The organism is Variovorax sp. 20P10.2.4 (genome assembly GCF_058244205.1).
Window position 1 is genome coordinate 1 of record NZ_JBZAYE010001047.1, and the last position, 1,624, is coordinate 1,624.

The following is a 1,624-nucleotide window of genomic DNA, read 5'->3' on the forward strand; positions in this document are numbered from 1 at the left end:
GCGGTGTCGCGGTGCGCTTCGATGCCGCGGCCCAGCCGCCGCTGCGCGTGCTCGGCGAGCCGGTGGCGCTCGAGCAGATCGTGCACAACCTGCTGATGAACGCGCTGCAGGCGCTCGAAGGCGTGCCCGCGGGCGAACGGCGCATCGAGGTCGAGCTCGCACGCCAGGGCCAGGAGGGCACGCTGGCCATCGTCGACAGCGGCCGCGGCATCGCGCCCGAGGCCTTGCCGCGGCTGTTCGAACCCTTCTTCAGCACGCGCGAAGGCGGCCTGGGACTGGGCCTGAGCCTCAGCGAGACGCTGGCCAGCGGCATGGGCGGCAGCCTCGAGGCGGCCCATGCGCTGCCGCGCGGCGCGCGCTTCACCCTGCGGCTGCGGCTGGACGAAAGCGCCCGATGAACGTCCAGCCCCAATCCCCGCTGGTGCACCTGATCGACGACGACCAGGCCGTGCGCGACAGCCTCGCGCTGCTGATCGGCACCGTGGGCCTGCGCGTGCAGGCCTGGGCCGATCCGCAGGCCTTTCTCGCGGGCTTCGACCGCAGCGGCATCGGCGCCATCGTGCTCGACGTGCGCATGCCCGGCATCGGCGGGCTCACCGTGCTCGACCGGCTGGTGGCGCAGGGCGTGGACCAGCCCGTGATCATGCTGACCGGCCACGGCACGGTCGAGATGTGCCGCCGTGCCTTCAAGGCCGGCGCGGCCGAGTTCCTCGAGAAGCCGGTCGACGACGAACAGCTGCTCGAGGCGCTGCAGCAGGCGGTGCGCCAGCACGTGCGCTCGCGCGAGCGTTCGCAGGCCGACCAGGCGGCGCGCGAGCGGGTCGCGCAGCTGTCGGAGCGCGAGCGCGAGGTGCTGGCCTTCATCGTCGCCGGCCTCACCAACAAGGAGATCGCGCGCGAGCTCGCGCTGTCGCCGCGCACGGTGGAGACGCACCGCGCGAACCTGTTCGCCAAGCTCGAGAGCGATTCGCTGGCGCAGCTGATCCGGCGCTACGCGCTGCTGGTCGACGGCGACGCGGCCTGAGCGGCGCTCCGTAGAACTACGGAGCGCGGCCCGCAGCCGTACGAATGGCCGCGCCGGCGCGCCTTTCCTACAGTGGCGCAGCCGCCGGCAACGGGCCGGCGCCACTCACTGGAGACCCCTTTCATGCATTCGTCGCTTCGCCTCGCCACCCTCGCTGCCGTCGTCGTCGGCCTGGCCGCCTCCACCCTGGCCCAAGCCCAGACCGCCGCGCCCGCCGCGGTGCGCACCGAGCGCAACATCTCGCTCGCGCTGGCCAACCAGATCGCCGCCGAGGCCGTCGCCGCCTGCGCCGCCAACGGCTACAACGTGGCCGCCACCGTGGTCGACCGCGCCGGCACCGTGCGCGCCGTGCAGCGCGCCGACAACGCCGGCCCGCACACGCTGGCCTCGAGCGAGCGCAAGGCCTGGACCTCCGCTTCGGCCAAGAGCCCCACGCAGGCCATGATGGAGAACGCGCAGAAGAACCCCGGCGCCGCGAACCTGGTCTACCTGCCGGGCTTCCTGCTGCTGGGCGGCGGCGTGCCCGTGAAGTCGGGCAACGAGGTGATCGGTGCCGTGGGCGTGGGCGGCGCGCCCGGCGGCCACCTCGACGACCAGTGC

3 protein-coding genes are annotated in these 1,624 nt (G+C 73.5%); all 3 read left to right on the top strand.

What is annotated here, in order from left to right:
- Nucleotides 1-398: ATP-binding protein (locus tag AC27VN_RS40905; protein WP_490880425.1), on the top strand; the 398-nt coding region annotated here is incomplete at its 5' end.
- The gene (locus AC27VN_RS40910; protein WP_093341845.1) at nucleotides 395-1,024 is read left to right on the top strand and encodes a response regulator transcription factor; all 630 of its coding nucleotides are present in this window, start codon (nucleotides 395-397) and stop codon (nucleotides 1,022-1,024) included. The genes AC27VN_RS40905 and AC27VN_RS40910, both read left to right, overlap by 4 nt.
- Nucleotides 1,025-1,147: 123 nt before the next feature.
- A partial coding sequence (locus tag AC27VN_RS40915) for a GlcG/HbpS family heme-binding protein (protein WP_490880426.1) occupies nucleotides 1,148-1,624 on the top strand: 477 nt, incomplete at its 3' end.

Excerpts from the sequence above, each read along its gene's own strand:
- AC27VN_RS40910 (WP_093341845.1), top strand. The coding sequence starts at position 395 with ATGAACGTCCAGCCCCAATCCCCGCTGGTGCACCTGATCGACGACGAC.